This window comes from Ampullimonas aquatilis (genome assembly GCF_049675895.1).
GTDB lineage: Bacteria > Pseudomonadota > Gammaproteobacteria > Burkholderiales > Burkholderiaceae_D > Ampullimonas > Ampullimonas aquatilis.
The window spans coordinates 2402772-2417282 of record NZ_CP183834.1; the positions used below are offsets into that span (position 1 = coordinate 2402772).

The window sequence follows — 14511 nt, forward strand, 5'->3', positions numbered from 1 at the left end:
CTAGGTGGAGAGCTCCAGTTGATGGGATTATCAGCAGTTGTGACCAACGATCAAAGTAAGCGCTCCGACGATAGTGCATGAGCTGGTCGTCTGGCTATTTGCCGACTATGTCGGCACCTGATTACGCAGCAGTTCCAGGTATCTCGCCAAAATGACTTTGCGCCGCTGGACTTCATCAGTGGCGAATGTGCTGGGGCCGTGACTCTCTTAGCACCAAGGCAGGCGTTGTCGGTGTCGGGTGACAGTCAAGAAGTGCAATGGCTAAACGACGAAGCCGTTATTGCTCTGCTGGATGAGTTACCGCATCGGGTTACTCCTTCACAGCACGCCCAGCACTCACGTTCTGAAACTGGCTATTCACTCACGCTGTGGAAGATAGCGTTGCCAATGAAGCCTATTGCCTGGCATTGGCTGAGGCCATGCAGCTCAACCAGCAAAATCGATAATTCACCGTGTGCTATGGGTCGCTCGTTTCTGCTCGTTGAGCGCTACGACCGCACGGTGGAGGCCCAAGGCCAGCAGCAACGTATCCACCAGGAGGATTTCTGCCAGGCGCTAAGTGTTGTGCCTGAGATGAAGTACCAAAACGGAGGGGGCCTGATTTGGCCCAGTGTTTTGACCTGGTGCGTAGGGTGACACGCCCCAATGCATCGCACGTTTTGTGTCTGTTGGACTATGTGATATTTAATGCGTTGATCAGTAATCATGATGCGCATGCCAAGAATTTTTTATTGTTGCACACGGGTAAGGCCACTACCCTGGCACCACTCTGTATGACGCACTGTCAACTGCCGTGTACCCTTCACTGATGCAGAAGATGGCAATAAAATTGGCAGCAAGGACGAGTTCAGCGAGGTTTGGATGCAGCACTGGGATCAGTTTACACAAAGTACCGGACTCAGTAAGGCTCAGGCCAAACTGAGCATTCTGGAAATCGCAAGATCACTGCCAACCACCGCGCGCAAACTCCAATCAACCACAGGACTCGGCATTTGCCAGCAATGCGGTGATTGAGAAGATCAGTGTTTTAATTGAGCAAGGCTGCGCACTGACAATTTGGCAGCTCACTGGTCCTGCTGGCTCTGGCAAATCCGATACAGACTGTGACTGATTTGTGTCAATTTTCAGAAAACTATGATTTGATACCCATGTGTGACGTTGAAAACGATATACGGCAAGCATTGCAAGTCATTGATTAATAATAAGATGATAAATTTTTCCACGACTTTTAATCCGTTTGTCGTGGGTTCGATCCCCGCACGTCCTACCAATATCTACAAAAAGCCCTGTTCTTGCGACAGGGCTTTTTGCTTTGAAGAACATAAAAATAAATTTTCAAATCGGTCAATTGACCAAAATAGAAAAGCCCGAAGACTTCGGGCTTTTCTATCAACAGGTCACCACAGCAAAAACTTATAGTGCCTCAGTTCCTGCCTCACCGGTACGAATACGAATCGCCTGTTCAATATTGGTCACAAAAATTTTCCCATCACCAATTTTGCCGGTACGCGCCGCCTTTTCAATGACTTCAATGACTCGATCAACCACCTCATCACTGATCGCGATTTCCAGCTTGACCTTGGGAAGAAAATCGACGACGTATTCCGCACCACGATAAAGCTCGGTATGCCCTTTCTGACGACCAAAGCCTTTTACTTCTGTCGTAGTAATACCTGACACACCAATCTCGGATAAGGCCTCTCTCACTTCATCAAGCTTGAATGGCTTGATGATGGCAGTTACTAATTTCATATTTTTCGTCTCCTAGTAAACAGCGCTATTCTATATCGGGTGTCGCTAAAATTTTGTGAATCGATAAAATTGATCAAGCAGTGCCATTAAATGCCTCTTCAGCGTCAAGTCGCAGTGAAGTAGCGACTTTAATAAACCATAACCAAAGTACCAGTTGCCAACAGCAATATGATCACCAACAAACCGCCAATAGACTGAGCAAATAACTGACTGGTGTCACATCTTTCTAAACAGGTCGACATTGTGTTGCCTTGGCGTTGCTTTGTTTGACACCATTGTGATGCTTTGACACAACCAGTATCAAAGAAAAATAATCTGACTAAAAACAAAAAAGCCCAGTTATAAAAACTGGGCTTTCGTTCAATTTCTTTTAATCTCATGCGCTATGATGGGTAGGAATCAAAGTTACCATCAAGAACTGCACAAACATTGATGTCCTGGCGGAAGCGGTGAGATTCGAACTCACGATGGGCTCGCACCCACGCCGGTTTTCAAGACCGGTGCATTCAACCACTCTGCCACGCTTCCTTGGAATCCCTAGTGCTGCATTGGGAATCGAAGATTATACAATTATTCTGACTATTCGCGCAAAAAAAGCATCTGTAAATCATTCAAAAAACGCTGTCCTTGTACAGTTGGCACGACTTTTTGATGGTTTCGATAAATCAAACCACGCTTTTCAGCTTCATCCAGTTGTTTTTGAATGACTGAAAGGGACAAACCAGTCCGTTCGGCCCAGTCCGTCATGGCAAAACCATTCGTCAGCCTTAAAGCGTTGAGCATAAATTCAAATGGCAAATCTGCCGCACTCACTTCAAACTCTTCCTGTACGGGCTGTTGTTGGTTGATACCAGCTACATAGGCCTGAGGCTGCTTGAAACGCATTTGCCGCACGATACGATGTGGAAATGAAAGTTTACTATGCGCGCCGGCACCAATTCCCAAATAATCGCCGAACTGCCAGTAGTTGAGGTTATGTCGTGCTTGCTGCCCAGGCTTGGCATAAGCAGAAACTTCATAGTGTTGATAACCAGCTTGATCCAGCCGCTCACCAATCATGTCTTGCATGGCAAAAGCCAGGTCATCATCAGGAATCTCGGGGGGATAGCGATGAAAATAGGTATTGGGCTCGATAGTGAGGTGATAAAGCGATATGTGCGGAGCTGCAAAGGATAGTACCGTGGTGACATCGTGTGCGCATTGCTCAAGCGTTTGGCCAGGCAAGGCAAACATTAAATCGAGATTGCAATTTTCAAAGGTTTCGATCGCAAATTGGGCTGCGGCTTGCGCTTCTTGTGCGTCATGAATCCGCCCTAAGGCTTTGAGATGTTCAGTATTAAAACTTTGAATGCCCAGCGATAAACGGTTGACGCCCGCCGCTTTAAAACCTAGAAATTTTTCGAGCTCAAAAGTACCGGGATTGGCCTCCAGTGTTATTTCTGCATTGGCCTCCACCGTCACTCTGGCACGAACGGCGCTAAGCAGTCGATCCAGACCTGCAGCAGAAATCAGGCTGGGCGTACCCCCCCCCAAAAAAATGGTATGAATACGCCGCCCCCAAATCAGGGGCAAGGACAACTCCAGATCGGTAATCAGTGCATCGATGTACTGATCTTCCGAAGCGCTTTCTTTATCTTCATGCGAATTGAAATCACAATAAGGACACTTGCGCACACACCATGGCCAATGAATGTAGAGCGATAAGGGCAGCTGGGTGGTGATCTGAATTGCTCCAGGCCGATTGAACAGGGGCACAACTAGACTCGACGTATCAGATGCAGATGACGATTGCGGAATTATGGGGATCATTTGGACTGAAAAATATACTCATCCGGAGTAAAAAATTGATGCCTGGGAAAGACCTATTTACTTACCTGAACAAAGAGAATATAAAAAATATCATCATTTCTTCGGGAGTATCCATCAAAAATGACTTGCCGACTAAGCAGACAGTTTTTTCAATAAATCCTGCATCGCCAGAGCACGGTGAGAAAGCAGGTTCTTTTGTTCTGCCGTTAACTGGGCGGCGGTGACTTTCAGTGCTGGCAGATAGAACAAGGGATCATAGCCAAACCCACCCTGCCCCAGTGGCGCCATCAGGAGTTCGCCATGCCAACGCCCTTCAGCAATCAAGGGAATTGGATCTTCAGCCGAGCGCACCAGCACCAAGGCACAATAATAAAAACCACGCCGATCAGTATGCCCACTCATCGCGTCAAGCAATGCCGCATTATTGTTCGCATCTGATTTGTCATGACCAAACAAGGTGGCATAACGGGCCGATAAAACGCCGGGTGCACCGGCCAAGGCATTCATACACAAACCCGAATCATCTGCCAAGGCAGGCAAGCCCGTTTGCTGGGCTGCATGGCGCGCTTTGGCTAGGGCATTTTCGACAAAACTAGGATGTGGCTCTTCGGCTTCGGCCACATTGAATTGTGACTGCGTAAAAACCGCGATACCCAATGGCGCCAATAAGTGTTCAAACTCTCGCAACTTACCTTGGTTATTGGACGCAAGTACCAATTTTTGCAGGTTAACCTGTGCCGCTGATTGCACGATTTAATCCTAACGACGATTCAAAACCTGCTGTTGCAAGGCAATCAATTCTGTAATGCCCTGCTCGGCCAAGGCAAGCAAACTGTTCATTTCAGCTTTGGAAAAAGGTTTACCTTCAGCAGTACCCTGAATTTCCACGCAGCCACCTGTTCCGGTCATGACAATATTCATGTCGGTATCACAATTGGAGTCTTCCGCGTAATCCAGATCCAACACCGGCACCCCCTGATAAATACCCACCGAAATGGCTGCTACCTGATCCAATAATGGCGACTCCGTCAGCTTACCTTGTGCCAACAACCCTTGAATTGCCAGTTGCGCCGCCACGGATGCGCCCGTGATGCTGGCCGTACGTGTGCCACCATCGGCCTGAATGACGTCACAATCAAGATGAATAGTACGCTCACCCAGTTTGGTCAAATCCACCACAGCACGCAGAGAACGACCAATCAGGCGCTGAATTTCCTGTGTGCGACCACTCTGCTTGCCGCGAGCGGCCTCACGATCCATGCGACTATGCGTAGAGCGAGGCAGCATGCCATATTCAGCCGTCAGCCAGCCCTGGTTTTGCCCTTTGAGAAAACCAGGCACCTTGTCTTCAACACTGGCCGTGCAAATGACTTTGGTATCACCAAAAGAAACCAAGACTGAGCCTTCGGCATGTTTGGTATAGCCAGGCTCAATGGAGACTTGACGAAGTTGATTGGGAGTGCGTCCGGAAGGACGAGAAAAAGCGTTTTCGGTAAATGAGATTGACATAATGCGAGCCAAATTTAAAACCGCATTATGCCGGATGGTGGACTAGCTAGCTTGAAACTAAAAAATAGAAATTACTGCATCGCAATCCGAACACCGAGCTTCGGTCAAAGAATGATTTACGAAATTAAACGAATCGACTTTTGGATTGCCTGATTGATTTCGGCAATTGAGCGCTCGATCTCATCATCATCCAAAGCCAATGCCGTCATACCCTGCGGCAACTCAGCCTGCACGGTCGTCGAAAAAACACCTTTTGGCATGGTTTGCGTGGTAATCGTCATTTCTTCCACGGTATCAGCAGCTGACTCCCACATCACGGCCAGGGCAGTCGTGTTATCCGCCTGTTCAGCGGCTTCGGCAATGGCCAGATCAATCAATTCTGGAATCGCCCGCACGATCGTACTGCGCGTCAATTTACGAGCCAGATCGTCTTCAGAAAGATAAGACCAGAAGCCATCAGAGCAAAGCAACAAGATATCGCCTGCATCCAGCAAAATCCGTTTACCAACATCAACCATTGGCAAGATGGGCGATCCTAGACAGTTATAAAGCTTGTTTCTATCCGGATGCGTAGAGCGCATCATTGGTGCAACCTTACCTTGCCGAATCAGATTTTCAAGTCGGGAGTGATCACTCGTGCGCGCTTTGACTTCGCCATTACGCAACCAGTAAAAACGTGAGTCGCCAGCATGCGCATAATAACAATGGTTTTCCTGAATGACACAAGCCACCATGGTTGTGCGGGGACTTTCATTCATATTATTGAGTTTGGCATAAGCACAAATGGCATCGTGCGCCGCCAGAAAACTTTGCTCAAGAAATCGCTCAGGATTTTTAATGCTTGGCTGCGCCTCATTCTGAAATAAAGAGGCAATCGTGCGCATCGCAATATCAGCCGCAACCTCGCCCTGGACGTGACCGCCCATGCCGTCAGCCAGCAGTAGCAGCAATGAATCCGAAGTGAAGCAGTACCCCATACGGTCCTGATTCATCTTCCTCGCGCCAAGTTTACTTTCCTGATAGATGGAAAATTTCATTTTGTTCTTATCAAATTAATATCGTCTAGTCTCGCTTGAACAAACCCGCTATCAAATCGCACTGGTATCTGTAGCAGACACCATCTCCTTATCGGCAAATTTACTACGATCAAAAATCGGCTTAAACTGAGTCAACACTTTTTTAACTTTATAAGGCAGACCAAACATTTGTTTGCGCTGTTTCAAATCCAATGCCTGTTCTCGCAAAATTTTCTGTAAAGAGAAAACACTTTGCGGACGCTTCAGAGGATCGAGCTCCAAACACCAGCGCACCAAGTCGATAAGCTCTTGAGAATAGGTTCCCTTGAGTCCATCCAGATTCTTTATCAACTTGTCATTTTTCAACCGTGCATTCGCTTCTTGAGCTGGCGTTGCCGTCATGCTCGCGTACATGCTCGCGCCAATACTATAAATATCAGTCCAAGGTCCTAAAATGGCATTTTTGGTATACAACTCAGGCGCAGCAAAACCTGGCGTATACATGGGCTGCAACTTTTCACCTTCGGTCATGATGGTTTGACGAGCCGCACCAAAATCCAGCAGCATGGGTGCACCATCATTTTTAAGATAGATATTGGCTGGTTTGAGATCAAGATGCAGCATCTTGTTGGTATGCACTTCGCGCAAACCATTCATGACTTCAAAAAATATCTTGCGAATCACGTTCTCAGGCAATATCTGTTTCTCACCACGATCCTTCAAACGCAAGATATATTCTTGCAGGGTCTTGCCAGACTCGTAATTCATGACCATATAGACAGTGTCATTGGCACGGAAGAAATTGAGAACACGCACCACATTAGGGTGGAAAATTCTGGCCAAAGCACGGCCTTCTTCAAAAAAACATTTCAACCCCAGGCGAAATGTCACCACATTCTCGGGCAACACAACGGGAGAATGCTCACCATCAATACGCACAGCGAGCGATCCAGGCAAATACTCCTTGAGCGCTACCCGATTACCCGTTTCATCAAGTGCCAGATAGACAATACTAAAGCCACCGCTAGCTATCTTCTTTACAATACGATAACCATTGAGTTCTGTTCCATCTGGCAGTGCTGCATTTTTGGATTGAGACATTTTTTGTTTTTGAGAGTCTATTGAGTTACATTGGATATAGATTATCGGGACTTCTCTTTAAGTTTGCAGCCTTTTTACAATTCACAATAATAATTACGCCACAATTACTATGATCTTTAGCATGACAGGCTATGCCAATCAGAGCATAACCACAAAAAGTACCGCAGAAAATCCAGAGCAGCTGACTGTCAACGTTGAGCTGAAAAGTGTCAATTCACGATATCAGGACCTCGTATTCAAAATCCCGGATGAATTGCGCCAAATGGAAGCCACATTTAAGGAGGCCATTTGCAAGACAATTAGCCGGGGCAAGATTGAATGTCGAATCTCTTTGCTCACACAAAATCAGGTCACGCAAAATCTGAACCAAACAGTGCTACAAAACCTGGTTGAATTGCAAAAAACCATTTTGACCACACATCGTCAGGCCATGCCGTTGTCTGTTGCCGAAATTCTGCGTTGGCCCGGGGTATTAACTGAAACCAATATCACGTCGGAAACACTGCAAGAAACGATTTTGCACTGTCTGCAAGATTGTCTGAAGCAATTTGTGACCAGTCGCAGTAATGAAGGCACACGTTTAAAGGAAATTATTTTTAAAGCCTTGAGCGAAATGGAAATCGTTGTGACAGGTTTGACTGGCATGACCCCCATGTTGATTGAAAAGCATCAACAAAAACTACTGGAACGTCTCAATCTGGCATTGGAACAAGCTACTGCACCAGGCAATAATGTTGTCAGCAAAGATGAAATTCACGATCGGATTCGCCAAGAAGTCGTTCTCTACGGTATCAGAATTGATGTTGCCGAAGAGTTGAATCGACTGGTTGCGCACATTGCTGAAACCAGAAGTATTCTGGAAAAAGGCGGCAACGTAGGTAAACGCCTGGATTTCATGATGCAAGAACTGAATCGCGAAGCCAACACCTTGGGGTCCAAAGCTGCCGCCAAAGAACTAGCCGATGCATCCATGACGCTCAAATTGCTCATTGAACAAATTCGCGAGCAAGTACAAAACCTGGAATAACACGCCTATGCATAGCATTCATCACAAAGGAACACTGTTCATTGTTTGCGCACCTTCTGGCGCGGGGAAATCAAGCCTTGTTAAAGCTTTACTTTCGCGCATTCAAGACATCAAACTCTCCATCTCCTTTACAACTCGCCCCCCTCGCCCAGGCGAAGTAAACGGGGTCGACTACTTTTTTATTTCATCCGAGCAATTTGCCGAACGTAAAGAAAAAGGCGAGTTTCTTGAAAGCGCTTTTGTTCATGGCAATTACTACGGCACATCAAAACAGTGGATTGAAGACCAATTTCAGGCAGGTATTGATGTATTGCTGGAAATAGACTGGCAAGGCGCACTCCAGATACGCAAACTATTTAAAAGTACCGATATTTTTATTCTTCCCCCCTCCTATGATGCTCTCAAGGATCGGCTGGAAAATCGAAAACAGGATGCTCCGGAGATCATTGCCCGACGTCTGGCTGTTGCCAAGTCGGAAATAGCTCATTATGGTGAATTTGACTATGTTATTATTAACCAGGACTTCGATACAGCGGCGGATGCACTTTGCGCCATCGTCACAACTGATCGACAGCGTGTTGAGCGTCAACGACAACTGCACCATGAAGTCTTTGCCCAACTCGGATTTGAATGACCTCACACTGCCCAATGTTTTTATAGGATTAATATGGCTCGTATCACCGTAGAAGATTGTCTCAAAAGTATTCCAAATCGCTTTCAACTTACCTTGGCAGCCACTTATCGTGCGCGCCAGCTGGTGCAGGGTCACACACCCAAAGTCGACTCCAAAGATAAGCCGACCGTCGTCGCTTTACGAGAAATTGCTGAGAAAAAAGTTGGCATTGAGATGCTCAAAAAAGTACCAGTCTAATTGGTACATACCACTGATGATTTCCTGCCGCAGTCATGAAAACGACTCTGCCATCCACCGAAATCATCAATAATGGCGACTCTCGTACGCCTAAATTTGTCAAAGCCCCTGCCAAACTGATTCAATCAGTCTCAAGCAGGATCAAGGAAGCGTTTTCGAGTAGTAGTGCCGAAGATGTTTCCGAATCCCAACTTGCCACTGCTCCCTCTAGCAAAATAGGTTCGACAAACTTACCACAAGATGCTGCGCAAAGCGGACTAAAGCAGCTCTTTGCCCCAACCACGCATAGGCCATCTGATCAAACCGTTAAATCTGTTTCTATTGGAGAGTTAACGGCAATTCTGGAAAAATATCTCAGTCGTGCTGACCTGCAAAAAGTTCGTGCTGCCTATCGATTTAGTGATGAAGCCCATTTAGGCCAGTTTCGACAAAGTGGTGAGCCTTACATTTCCCACCCTGTCGCCGTAGCGGAGATTTGCGCATCCTGGAAACTGGATGTCCATGCCATCATGGCGGCACTGTTACACGATACCATTGAAGATCAAGGTGTATCACGGATAGAACTTTCAGAGAAATTCGGCCTTCAGGTTGCAGATTTAGTTGATGGACTATCCAAACTTGACAAGATCGAATTTCAAAGCCGAGAAGAAGCACAGGCCGAAAATTTTCGAAAAATGCTGTTGGCAATGGCCAAAGATGTCCGAGTCATCCTCATCAAGCTGGCGGATCGGCTTCATAATATGCGCACCCTTGGCGCTGTTTCCAATGACAAGCGACGTCGAATCGCCAAGGAAACCATGGAAATCTTTGCTCCTATCGCGCATCGATTAGGTCTTAACAATATTTATCGGGAATTGCAGGATCTCGGTTTTTCCCACTCTCACCCAAAACGTCATATTGTGCTGGACAAGGCAGTCAAGTCGGCCAGAGGCAATCGTCGGGAGGTTGTTAACAAAATATTGGACTCGGTGAGGAAGGCTTTGCCACGCGCCGGGCTGGAGGCCGAAATCTTTGGTCGGGAAAAAACACTTTTTGCCATCTATCGCAAAATGAAAGATAAACATCTTTCATTTTCACAAGTACTTGATATCTATGGCTTCAGAGTTGTCGTCAAAGAACCGCTTGAATGCTATCAGGCGTTGGGGGTTTTACACGCCATCTACAAACCTGTGACAGGCAAGTTTAAGGACTATATAGCCATCCCCAAGGTAAATGGTTATCAGTCATTACACACGACAGTGATTGGCCCTTTTGGAACGCCTGTCGAGTTTCAGATTCGTACTCGTGAAATGCATCGTGTTGCTGAGTCAGGTGTAGCCGCACATTGGCTATATAAAAATGATGGTATGGATTTGAACTCCATTCAAAAACATACTCATCAATGGCTGCAATCGCTTTTGGATATTCAAAGCCAGACTGGCGACGCAACTGAATTTCTTGAACACGTCAAGGTCGACTTATTCCCTGATGCAGTCTATGTCTTCACACCAAAATCCAAGATTCTGGCCTTGCCTCGTGGTGCGACTGCACTTGATTTTGCTTATGCCATTCACAGTGACTTGGGTAATCAATGTGTCGCCATTAAACTCAATGGTGAATTAGCACCACTCAGAACCGAGTTACAAAGTGGTGATGTCGTTGAGATCATTACAGCCCCCTACTCCACACCAAGTGCTAGTTGGCTTACTTTCGTTTGTACTGCCAAGGCTCGTTCCAACATCCGCCACTTCCTGAAAACATCACAGCTAAAGGAGTCTGTCGCCCTCGGTGAGCGCATTCTTGGCGACTGTTTAAAAGATGCAGGTATCTTGCTGGATAATATTCCAGAAAACATCTGGCAAAAACTTTTTGTGGAAAGTGGTATCAATGGCAAAGAAACATTGTTTGCTGATATTGGTTTAGGTACTCGTGTGCCGTTGGTGATTGCCAAGAGAATTTTAACGTTGCTTGAAAAGAGCGATTTGATTGAGTCCCTCACAGACAATAGTCTTGATACACCGTCAAAACGCAATAAAATCATCATTGGCAAAAACGATAATCAGTCCATCACTTATGCTCATTGTTGTCATCCCATTCCTGGAGATAACATTGTCGGCTATATTGGTAAAGCCCAATCTATTCTGGTACACCGCCAAGAATGCTCTGTTAGCAAACGGATTCAGGCTAAGAATCCTGAAAGATGGATCGATGTGGAATGGGCTGAAGAAACAAGTAAGGCATTACCTGTATCAATTTCAATCAAGTTACAAAACCAGAAAGGTGTGCTTGCAAAAATTGCTGCTGAGCTCAATGAGTGCGAAACCAATATCTTGCATGTATCCATGATGGCGTATCTTGAGCCATCTTCGTCCGTGGCGGATATGCAGTTTTTGATTGAAGCCAGTTCACGTACCCATCTGGCCAATATTATCAGGCGAATTCGTGAGTTACCTTACGTGCTTCACGTAAGTCGAAGTAAACCACAAGCTTCAAATACGACTCATTAATACAAGATATCGAGCACTTCAACTTCTGACTCACCGTTAGGCGTCGGAACTTTGACTAGATCGCCAATCTGCCTTTTAAGTAATGCACGAGCTAAAGGAGAAACCCAGCTAATCATGCCATTAGTTGGATCGGCCTCATCCTCACCCACAATTCTTATCTGTCGTTCAATACCAGCATCATCTTCGTAAACAACCGTTGCACCAAAGTAAATGCGCTCTTTGTCAGCCTGATTTTCAGGCTCAATGATGACCGCCATCTCCAGACGTTTGGTGAGCCGATATATCTGTTTATCAATTTCTCTTAGACGCTTCTTTCCATAAATATAGTCACCATTTTCCGAGCGATCTCCATTAGAAGCCGCCCATGAAACAATCTTCACAACTTCTGGACGCCCATGATCAATCAATTGCAGCAATCTTTTTTGTAAAGCCTCGAAACCTGGGCGAGTAATATAATTCTTGGGTTGTGGCACCACTTCACTTGACGCCTGATGATGATTGATGGCTTTAGACATGAGGATACTTAAGAAATATTTCCAGGCTAAAAGTTAAGTTTTCAGAATCGAAGCTCATCAAGAATATCAAAGAATATCAAAGCCTTATTCAAAGAAACCTCACAATAGCGTAAATAAAAAAGCCGCATAAAATGCGGCTTTTTTTCAAAAAAATTCTGATCAGGAATTAACAGCTTTGCCTGGCAGTTTTTCTTTGATACGAGCAGATTTACCTGAACGCTCACGCAGATAATACAGTTTGGCACGACGCACATCACCACGACGTTTGACTTCAATAGAAGACAGCAATGGTGAGTAGAGCTGGAATGTACGCTCAACGCCTTCACCAGAAGAAATTTTGCGAACGATGAAAGAAGAATTCAGTCCGCGGTTACGCTTGGCAATCACCACACCTTCATAGGCCTGGGCACGTTTACGCGTACCTTCAACAACATTCACGCTGACAATCACGGTATCACCGGGAGCGAAATCAGGAATTTTCTTCCCTGCTGTCAGACGAGCAATCTCTTCTTTTTCGAGTTGTTCAATAATGTTCATAAAAACTCCATATACCATCATGCTCGGATAATTTTATAAATGAATAGGCCGGCAGAGGATGATTGAAAAAAATTACCTAAGTAATCAACCAACTATCTCTTTTTTCAAGAGAAGCCTGTGATTATAGCACGACTACTTATTCAACCTTGCGGCAAAGATTTTAGAAAATTTTCGTCTTCGACAGTTAATAAGCCATTTTTTCTAGCCTTAACGAGTAAATCCGGACGTTTTTTCTGCGTATTGATCAAAGCACTTTGGCGCCGCCACTTCAAAATCGCCTTATGGTCACCTGACATCAAGGGGGCAGGTACGGCCATTTCATCAATAACTTCAGGGCGCGTATAGTGCGCACAATCAAGTAAACCATCCACAAAACTATCCTGAACAGCGGAGTCTGCATCATTGAGCACACCAGGAAGCTGCCGAACTACTGCATCCATTAAAGCCATGGCAGGTATTTCACCACCAGTCAGCACAAAATCGCCGATGCTAATCTCTTCATCAATCAAGGTATCTAAAAGACGCTGATCAATCCCCTCATAGCGCCCACAAATCAGGATCAATCCTGGATTTTTAGTCAGCTCCATCACTTTTGCATGGGTGAGTTGCTGACCTTGTGGTGATAAAAGAATCACGGGCGCTTTATGATCAGTTGATAGCTTTTGAGCTTGGTTTGCTTGTGCAGCATGAATGGCATCGGACAAGGGTTTGGCCAACATCACCATGCCAGGACCGCCACCATAGGGACGATCATCAATAGTACGGTAATTATTGTGGGTAAAGTCGCGCGGGTTGATGCAATTCAACTCAAATGCACCACGCTCGATGGCACGCTGAGTTACACCAAACTGGGTAATGGCTTGAAAAATCTCAGGGAACAGTGTCACCACGTCAAATAGCACATTGCACCTCGGGAGAAAATTTGACTAGTAGTCTAATTCCCAATCAACTATGATTTGATGATTTTTAATATCGACCTGCTTGATGTAAGCGTCGACAAAAGGAATTAAGCGCTCTTCGGTCTTATTGTCGGCATTTTGATAAGTAATCACCAACGTTGGGTGTGCACCATGATCAATCAGATGATCGACCTGCCCTAGTGACTCCTGTCGCTCGTTTTGCACATGGCAACCAACCAGATCGACCCAATAAAACTCGTCTTGGTTGGTCGCAGGAAAATGCGCTCGACTGATGTATATCCCGGAGCCCTTCAGCTTTTCAGCCAAACTGCGATCAGCAACACCCATCAATTGGGCAACGACCGACCCGGAATGCATCTTACTTTGCATCACAGCAAAATCATTGAGCGATTCTGCCGTATTACCCGGCAGGGCTGCACGACTCGCAATAGTTCGAGGTTCAGTCAGCCACCAGGTCTTGGCTTTGAGCAAAGCATCTGGTTCGGTTGCATGCGGTTTGATCTTGACCCAGCCATTGAGCCCGTAGGCATCCGTGACATAACCGACTTCAATCAGATCTGCTGGAATCAACATGCAATGAATGTCCTGCTACCAAAGAAAATGGGCACTGCTTGGCAGCGCCCATCGCCTTCAAGTCGAGAATACTCAGGCTTGAGGTTGTTTTTTCTCAAAGTCTTTTACCAGACGAACAACTGTAGGAGACAGCTGAGCACCAACGCCTTTCCAGTAGTTAAGACGATCCAGCTTGATACGCAGACCTTCTTCTTTTTCAGAAGCGACTGGATTGTAAAAACCAACACGTTCAATGAAGCGGCCATCGCGGCGAGTACGTGAATCAGTTGCAACAATATTGAAAAAAGGACGGTTTTTAGCACCACCACGAGACAAACGAATAACGACCATATGTCACCAAATAATTATGTAAATTGGGATTAGCAAAGGCGTTGTTGTAGAAAACAACAACGCGA

At 45.9% G+C, this 14511-nt stretch carries 18 protein-coding genes and 1 tRNA gene; 6 read left to right on the forward strand and 13 right to left on the reverse strand.

Going from position 1 to position 14511, the window contains the following annotated elements:
• Positions 1 to 459 precede the first annotated feature (459 nt).
• On the forward strand, positions 460 to 636 hold the full coding sequence (locus ACMYR3_RS11135) for a HipA domain-containing protein (RefSeq protein WP_424196480.1): 177 nt from the start codon (positions 460 to 462) through the stop codon (positions 634 to 636).
• A complete protein-coding gene (locus tag ACMYR3_RS11140; RefSeq protein WP_424192024.1) occupies positions 633 to 809 on the forward strand; it encodes a HipA domain-containing protein in 177 nt (58 codons plus the stop codon). Before ACMYR3_RS11135 ends, ACMYR3_RS11140 begins: the two co-directional genes overlap by 4 nt.
• A 604-nt stretch (positions 810 to 1413) precedes the next feature.
• Here ACMYR3_RS11140 and glnK read toward each other — a convergent pair.
• The 8 genes from glnK to ACMYR3_RS11180 all read right to left on the reverse strand — a co-directional run bounded on the left by glnK (position 1414) and on the right by ACMYR3_RS11180 (position 7187).
• Positions 1414 to 1752 carry a P-II family nitrogen regulator gene (gene glnK / locus ACMYR3_RS11145; RefSeq protein WP_424192025.1) on the reverse strand — a complete coding sequence of 113 codons (339 nt, stop codon included), beginning with the start codon at positions 1750 to 1752 and terminating at the stop codon, positions 1414 to 1416.
• Between the two features lie 128 nt (positions 1753 to 1880).
• On the reverse strand, positions 1881 to 2132 hold the full coding sequence (locus ACMYR3_RS11150) for a hypothetical protein (protein ID WP_424192026.1): 252 nt from the start codon (positions 2130 to 2132) through the stop codon (positions 1881 to 1883).
• A gap of 58 nt (positions 2133 to 2190) precedes the next feature.
• A tRNA-Ser gene (locus ACMYR3_RS11155) sits at positions 2191 to 2280 on the reverse strand.
• A 51-nt stretch (positions 2281 to 2331) separates the two neighbouring features.
• Entirely contained in the window at positions 2332 to 3552 is a 1221-nt protein-coding gene (gene hemW, locus ACMYR3_RS11160) for a radical SAM family heme chaperone HemW (RefSeq protein ID WP_424196482.1), read from the reverse strand.
• A 141-nt stretch (positions 3553 to 3693) separates the two neighbouring features.
• Entirely contained in the window at positions 3694 to 4311 is a 618-nt protein-coding gene (gene rdgB, locus ACMYR3_RS11165) for an RdgB/HAM1 family non-canonical purine NTP pyrophosphatase (RefSeq protein WP_424192027.1), read from the reverse strand.
• Between the two features lie 9 nt (positions 4312 to 4320).
• Positions 4321 to 5070 carry a ribonuclease PH gene (gene rph / locus ACMYR3_RS11170; protein WP_424192028.1) on the reverse strand — a complete coding sequence of 250 codons (750 nt, stop codon included), beginning with the start codon at positions 5068 to 5070 and terminating at the stop codon, positions 4321 to 4323.
• Between the two features lie 116 nt (positions 5071 to 5186).
• On the reverse strand, positions 5187 to 6107 hold the full coding sequence (locus tag ACMYR3_RS11175) for a PP2C family protein-serine/threonine phosphatase (protein ID WP_424192029.1): 921 nt from the start codon (positions 6105 to 6107) through the stop codon (positions 5187 to 5189).
• 51 nt (positions 6108 to 6158) lie between these two features.
• Positions 6159 to 7187 carry a serine/threonine protein kinase gene (locus ACMYR3_RS11180; RefSeq protein ID WP_424192030.1) on the reverse strand — a complete coding sequence of 343 codons (1029 nt, stop codon included), beginning with the start codon at positions 7185 to 7187 and terminating at the stop codon, positions 6159 to 6161.
• A gap of 109 nt (positions 7188 to 7296) precedes the next feature.
• Here ACMYR3_RS11180 and ACMYR3_RS11185 point away from each other — a divergent pair, with 109 nt between their 5' ends.
• Genes ACMYR3_RS11185 through ACMYR3_RS11200 form a run of 4 tightly spaced genes read left to right on the forward strand, consistent with a single transcriptional unit; the run spans position 7297 to position 11571 of the window.
• A complete protein-coding gene (locus tag ACMYR3_RS11185) occupies positions 7297 to 8214 on the forward strand; it encodes a YicC/YloC family endoribonuclease (RefSeq protein ID WP_424192031.1) in 918 nt (305 codons plus the stop codon).
• A 7-nt stretch (positions 8215 to 8221) separates the two neighbouring features.
• Complete coding sequence (gene gmk, locus ACMYR3_RS11190; protein WP_424192032.1) at positions 8222 to 8848, forward strand: guanylate kinase; 627 nt, start codon at positions 8222 to 8224, stop codon at positions 8846 to 8848.
• A 33-nt stretch (positions 8849 to 8881) separates the two neighbouring features.
• Positions 8882 to 9085, forward strand: coding sequence for a DNA-directed RNA polymerase subunit omega (gene rpoZ / locus ACMYR3_RS11195; RefSeq protein WP_424192033.1), 204 nt, complete (start codon positions 8882 to 8884; stop codon positions 9083 to 9085).
• Between the two features lie 35 nt (positions 9086 to 9120).
• Entirely contained in the window at positions 9121 to 11571 is a 2451-nt protein-coding gene (locus ACMYR3_RS11200) for a RelA/SpoT family protein (protein ID WP_424192034.1), read from the forward strand.
• On the opposite strand, the gene greB is transcribed toward ACMYR3_RS11200, so the two are convergent.
• The 5 genes from greB to rpsP form a co-directional block, all read right to left on the reverse strand.
• Positions 11568 to 12086 carry a transcription elongation factor GreB gene (gene greB / locus ACMYR3_RS11205; protein ID WP_424192035.1) on the reverse strand — a complete coding sequence of 173 codons (519 nt, stop codon included), beginning with the start codon at positions 12084 to 12086 and terminating at the stop codon, positions 11568 to 11570. The genes ACMYR3_RS11200 and greB overlap by 4 nt on opposite strands.
• Before the next feature lie 159 nt (positions 12087 to 12245).
• A complete protein-coding gene (gene rplS / locus ACMYR3_RS11210; RefSeq protein WP_424192036.1) occupies positions 12246 to 12623 on the reverse strand; it encodes a 50S ribosomal protein L19 in 378 nt (125 codons plus the stop codon).
• Between the two features lie 140 nt (positions 12624 to 12763).
• On the reverse strand, positions 12764 to 13525 hold the full coding sequence (trmD, locus tag ACMYR3_RS11215) for a tRNA (guanosine(37)-N1)-methyltransferase TrmD (RefSeq protein ID WP_424192037.1): 762 nt from the start codon (positions 13523 to 13525) through the stop codon (positions 12764 to 12766).
• A gap of 24 nt (positions 13526 to 13549) precedes the next feature.
• Complete coding sequence (rimM, locus tag ACMYR3_RS11220) at positions 13550 to 14116, reverse strand: ribosome maturation factor RimM (protein ID WP_424192038.1); 567 nt, start codon at positions 14114 to 14116, stop codon at positions 13550 to 13552.
• A 72-nt stretch (positions 14117 to 14188) separates the two neighbouring features.
• Entirely contained in the window at positions 14189 to 14446 is a 258-nt protein-coding gene (gene rpsP / locus ACMYR3_RS11225; protein WP_424192039.1) for a 30S ribosomal protein S16, read from the reverse strand.
• Positions 14447 to 14511: the final 65 nt, after the last annotated feature.

Excerpts from the sequence above, each read along its gene's own strand:
- ACMYR3_RS11135 (WP_424196480.1), top strand. The coding sequence starts at position 460 with ATGGGTCGCTCGTTTCTGCTCGTTGAGCGCTACGACCGCACGGTGGAG.
- glnK (WP_424192025.1), bottom strand. The coding sequence starts at position 1,752 with ATGAAATTAGTAACTGCCATCATCAAGCCATTCAAGCTTGATGAAGTG.
- ACMYR3_RS11150 (WP_424192026.1), bottom strand. The coding sequence starts at position 2,132 with ATGAGATTAAAAGAAATTGAACGAAAGCCCAGTTTTTATAACTGGGCT.
- rph (WP_424192028.1), bottom strand. The coding sequence starts at position 5,070 with ATGTCAATCTCATTTACCGAAAACGCTTTTTCTCGTCCTTCCGGACGC.
- ACMYR3_RS11175 (WP_424192029.1), bottom strand. The coding sequence starts at position 6,107 with ATGAAATTTTCCATCTATCAGGAAAGTAAACTTGGCGCGAGGAAGATG.
- ACMYR3_RS11180 (WP_424192030.1), bottom strand. The coding sequence starts at position 7,187 with ATGTCTCAATCCAAAAATGCAGCACTGCCAGATGGAACAGAACTCAAT.
- ACMYR3_RS11185 (WP_424192031.1), top strand. The coding sequence starts at position 7,297 with ATGATCTTTAGCATGACAGGCTATGCCAATCAGAGCATAACCACAAAA.
- gmk (WP_424192032.1), top strand. The coding sequence starts at position 8,222 with ATGCATAGCATTCATCACAAAGGAACACTGTTCATTGTTTGCGCACCT.
- rpoZ (WP_424192033.1), top strand. The coding sequence starts at position 8,882 with ATGGCTCGTATCACCGTAGAAGATTGTCTCAAAAGTATTCCAAATCGC.
- ACMYR3_RS11200 (WP_424192034.1), top strand. The coding sequence starts at position 9,121 with ATGAAAACGACTCTGCCATCCACCGAAATCATCAATAATGGCGACTCT.
- greB (WP_424192035.1), bottom strand. The coding sequence starts at position 12,086 with ATGTCTAAAGCCATCAATCATCATCAGGCGTCAAGTGAAGTGGTGCCA.
- rplS (WP_424192036.1), bottom strand. The coding sequence starts at position 12,623 with ATGAACATTATTGAACAACTCGAAAAAGAAGAGATTGCTCGTCTGACA.
- rimM (WP_424192038.1), bottom strand. The coding sequence starts at position 14,116 with ATGTTGATTCCAGCAGATCTGATTGAAGTCGGTTATGTCACGGATGCC.
- rpsP (WP_424192039.1), bottom strand. The coding sequence starts at position 14,446 with ATGGTCGTTATTCGTTTGTCTCGTGGTGGTGCTAAAAACCGTCCTTTT.